At 37.4% G+C, this 4,508-nt stretch carries 2 protein-coding genes and 1 pseudogene; 1 reads left to right on the forward strand and 2 read right to left on the reverse strand.

Features of this window, described 5'->3' with window-relative positions; all coding sequences use genetic code 11:
* Window positions 1-1,919, reverse strand: a 1,919-nt coding sequence (locus H7T98_RS09385) for an accessory Sec-dependent serine-rich glycoprotein adhesin (RefSeq protein WP_201061740.1), incomplete at its 3' end; no start/stop codon positions are given.
* An 836-nt stretch (window positions 1,920-2,755) separates the two neighbouring features.
* On the opposite strand from H7T98_RS09385, the pseudogene H7T98_RS09390 reads away from it, so the two are divergent.
* A pseudogene (locus tag H7T98_RS09390) lies at window positions 2,756-3,442 on the forward strand (IS110 family transposase); the annotation flags it as partial.
* A gap of 220 nt (window positions 3,443-3,662) precedes the next feature.
* Here H7T98_RS09390 and H7T98_RS09395 read toward each other — a convergent pair.
* Window positions 3,663-4,508 (reverse strand): LPXTG cell wall anchor domain-containing protein (locus H7T98_RS09395; RefSeq protein WP_201061742.1); only part of this gene is annotated, 846 nt, incomplete at its 5' end.

Below are 4,508 nucleotides of genomic sequence, written 5' to 3' on the forward strand. Positions count from 1 at the left end.
TGACTTATCGAACTAGACAAACTTTGCGATCTTGATGTACTCAATGAAGCACTTGTACTTGCTGATTGTGATAGTCGTTGACTCGTTGATTGACTCTGAGATAAACTTGTTCGAGCTGAGGTACTTGCACTCGTCGATAAAGATTGACTTATTGATCTTGATAAACTTTGCGAATTAAATGCACTTAATGAAGAACTTGTACTCACCGACTGTGACAATCGCTGACTTGTAGATTGACTCTGGGATAAGCTTGTCCGCGATGATTCGCTAGTGGATAAAGATCTGCTAGTTTCATTTGACTTTCTAATCGATTCTGAGGCCACTGTCGAAAGAGATTGCGAAACTGACTTCGAAGTAGCTTGACTCTTAGAGATAGAATCTGAAACTACTGTGGACTGACTAATTGATAAACTTTGTGAGAGACTACGTGATTGACTAGTAGTATCTGATTCTACTACCTTATTTCCACTTAAAAAGTTAGAATAATTGTTATCTGTTTTTCCTGCGAATGGTGTAAATGTGAAGGAAGTGTCGTTTCCAATAATCGGAACAGTCCAAGATGATGTCAGTCCATATCCTTTCTTAGCCTGAAAACCATTCATTTGAGCACCATTCCCCCAAGAGTAACCCTTCCCCTCCTTTGTAACAGTTGAAGTATTATATGATATAACTTTATTACCTTTTGAATCTGTAATATAGTTTGCCACATTTGAAGGAATCCCAAAACCACTACCAAGGGTAAACATAGTCTGATTTGATGTTCCGGTATTATAGATAGCATGATTAGTACCTAATTTTGTTGGTAGTTCAAGAGTAGCTGTTGCTGGATTATCATAGGTAACTGTATAAGTAAAGGTCACACTTTTTCCATTATGTGCAGCTGTCAGTTTATAATAAATAGGAATATTATAATATGAATCTGTCCCACTTCCAATATAAACCTTAGTTTCACCTTTAGCTAAATTAAGGTTTGAAGTAATTGCTGGGCTACCACTAACTGTAGAATTCCCGTTGAAACCTGCATTTGTAATCTTGGTCATCATACCGTCAACAGCGTTACCAAGGCGCTCACGTTGTTCAGCATAAGCAGCGTTTGTTGCTGATGCAGCAAGCAAGGTTGTTGATTTGGCAACTTCTTCCTGAACTGACGCAATAGCTGTTTGGATTTCAGCTTTCGAAGCTGTATCTGTTAATTTTGCTTGGTAATTTTTAGCAATATTAAAGAGCAATTCTGCTTCTGAAACGTTTTGATCCAAGATTGTTTTTTCATCATCTTGAGTCGCTGTCTCAGAGGTAGCTGATCTTGTTGAAGTTGCTGATTCAGAAACTGATTCTGAGTTTGAACCACTAGCACTTTCAGTATGAGACTGGCTCTCAGAGGTAGAGTATTCCTTGCTTAGAGATGCTGATTCTGAGATGGCTTGTGATAATTCTGCTGATACCGATTGGGATACAGATTGTGATAATGATACAGATGCATCTGTGCTTGCTTGGGTGTCAACTGAAGAACTGGTAGACTCTTGACTTGTTGACGCTACCACAGAAGCTTCAGAAACAGACGCTGTACTCAATACAACTGAGTCAGAGTTAGCTGTCACATCTTGATTAGCAGTTAGCTGTCTCTCCAAAGCAGGGCTTGTCATCTCCTCGGCTTGAGCAGTGTAAGTCGTAACTGCACCTCCAGCCAATGCACCCGCAGCCGCAATTCCTTTTAGTAATGCTTGACCTGAGAGAACTGGTGTTTTTTCCTCAACACTTTGCGCTGAAACTGACGGCGCATCTGCACTTCCTTTAACAACTTTGAAAAGTCCAAAGTTAGCAGTTGCTGCACGAAGCCAGTTTTTTCCTGATTTGATAAGTTTGAAACGAGTTACGCGATCTGTTTCGCGATATTTACCTGCATTTCGTCTGAAAAACATATTTGCCTCATTCTACCTTTACCCCATTGATAGAAATCTTTATCACATTATAACATAATTTTCTAATAATCGAGAGATTCTCACTCAAAATGAAAATCTTGGAAAATAATTTAACTTATACAATTAGAGCTCAAAACATTTATTTTATAATGTTTCACTTACTTTATTAGTTCTATTTTTTCGATTTATAACAAATATTAGAAAATCAAACTTTTTTCTTTCAAAATATTTATCAATATAAAAATTAATTAATACAGATTTTGTTGATTTGTAAAAAAAAGATAAAATAACATTTAATTTATTAAAAATATTGATTTGACAACAAAATGAAAAATAAAACTATAAAATACTTGATAAATAAATTATTTTACTTTAAAAAAATATTTAGTACATGTACCAGATTAAAAAGTCTTATTATAGAGTGAGAAACTTGTTACTATTTGCAATACAATTTTGAAAAGTCATAATTACATAACAATTTCAAAAGTTTTAGTTTATATTTAAGAAACACTCTAAAACTATTTAAAGAGAAAGGTAAAAAATAAATGAACGAATTACCTGAGTTAGTATTATCTCCCTATCATAACAAATAAAACATACTAAGATTAGTAGTAAGGAAATCTCCGACGGGAGAAAGTACTCACTACTTTTTCGTTATGTTAAAGTAGAGGTGTCTTGTTAAGTCGATGAGTCCTTTGGCGCTAGACGTCGTAACTAAAACTGACAAGACACCTGTTTTAGGAAGAATGTTATCAAAGTATGTGGGACGAAAAACGTCGAGTATTGAAAATGGCATCACTAAAGCAAGGAATCATTCAAGACTAAGAGGTAATATCATGCGAGTAGTTTTTGGAATTGATGTGAGTAAAGCAAGCTCAGAAGTCGCTATTCTTGTGAATGGTAAAAGGGTTCATGGATATACTATGCCTAATGACATTATCGGATTTTCTCATCTACTGAAGGATCTAAAGACCGTGAGCAACCCTGAAATTATTTTCGAAGCTACTGGTGTCTACTCTCGCCGACTCCAAGCTTTTCTAGAAGAAAACAGCTATGACTATACACGTCTTAATCCTTTGGAAGCTAAGAAGCAACTTGATGGATTACGAGTTCGGAAAACCGATAAGATTTATGCAGAGAAACTAGCTTCGTCACAATTCGTTTTAAACCGTAAGCCAACTTATGTTCAAGAAAAAGTCTATCAAAACTTGCATGATCTTAGTCGATTCTACCAAAATCTGACAGAGGATATCGTAAGGACGAAGAATAGGCTGCACAAAGTTCTTCAAGTCGCCTTCCCAGAAATCGAAAATCTACTATCTACTCCTACAGGTGAGCAATATTGGAATCTTGTTTCCATCTTCCCAACCAAGCATTGGGTGCTAGAATTATCAGAAGTTGAGTTGAAAGAGACTTTTCGCCAGTCCACCTCTAAACGTATTTCAGAGAACAGAATAGGCAACATAGCTGAAAAGTTAGTTGGACTGGCAAAGCAATCTTATTCTGCCATTTCAAAAAATGCCAGATAAGGTGTCGTTTTTATATGCTCAAATGTCAGAAAAAATGGCTTGAACTATTTCTCAAAAAATTCCCATTATACTCTATCAGAAATAATGTTGAGTTCGAAACCGTATTATACTTGACAAATGGTAGAAAAAGACTCACCCCAGTTTAGGGATGAGTCTTTTCGTTTGAAAACTCAGATGACTTATTAAATCACTTCTACAAGTTTTTTAATTTATCTTAGTCTTCTTTTTTACGCTTACCTGCCAAGGTAAGTCCAAATGCTGCAAGAACTCCTCCTAGTACTACAGCTGCAGTTGATGCTTCTTCTCCTGTAGCTGGAAGAGTAGAAGCGTCTTTTTGAGCTGCTGAAATAGTTGCTCTTGCTTTGAGATTCATGTGCTTATCTGATGAATCCACTGCCTGAACATCTACAGCTGGTGATGGTTTCACAACCGTTGGAGTAACATTAGAACCTTTACTATTATTAAAGGTATCTGTTGATCCACCCCTTGTTGCAAGCATTGAGGCGCTAGCATCTGAGACATTACCTGATGAGTCTGTCGCTCTCGCTGTCACATTACCTTCCGGAATATCAACCGTTGGTATGATAGTGGCTTTACCATTGTCATCAGCTGTAGCTTCACCAATCTTGTTACCGTCTTTATCGAACAATTCAATCTTAGTACCTGGTTCAGCAATAACATCGATTGGTGTACGAGTACCTGCCTTACCTGTAAGATCTGTATCGACAACTGGTGCATCTGGAGCTGTCTTATCATCAGCTTTCGCTACAGTTGCTGTAGTTGGAGTTGATGTATTGTTTGAAGCGTCTTTCGCTGTAACAGAGACTGTTTGACCTTCTTCCAAACCGCTAACTGGAACGCTGAAGTTGCCATCTTGGTCAGCTGTTGCTGATGCTTTAGTGCCATCTGGAAGGGTTACTTCTACTGTTGAACCTGCTTCAGCTGTACCTGTGACTGCTGTGTCACCTGCTTTAACTGGGTTCACAACTGGTGCATCTGGAGCTGTCTTATCATCAGCTTTCGCTACAGTTGCTGTAGTTGGAGTTGATGTATTGTTTGA

This window comes from Streptococcus sp. 23.2 (assembly GCF_016648665.1).
Lineage (GTDB): Bacteria > Bacillota > Bacilli > Lactobacillales > Streptococcaceae > Streptococcus > Streptococcus salivarius_E.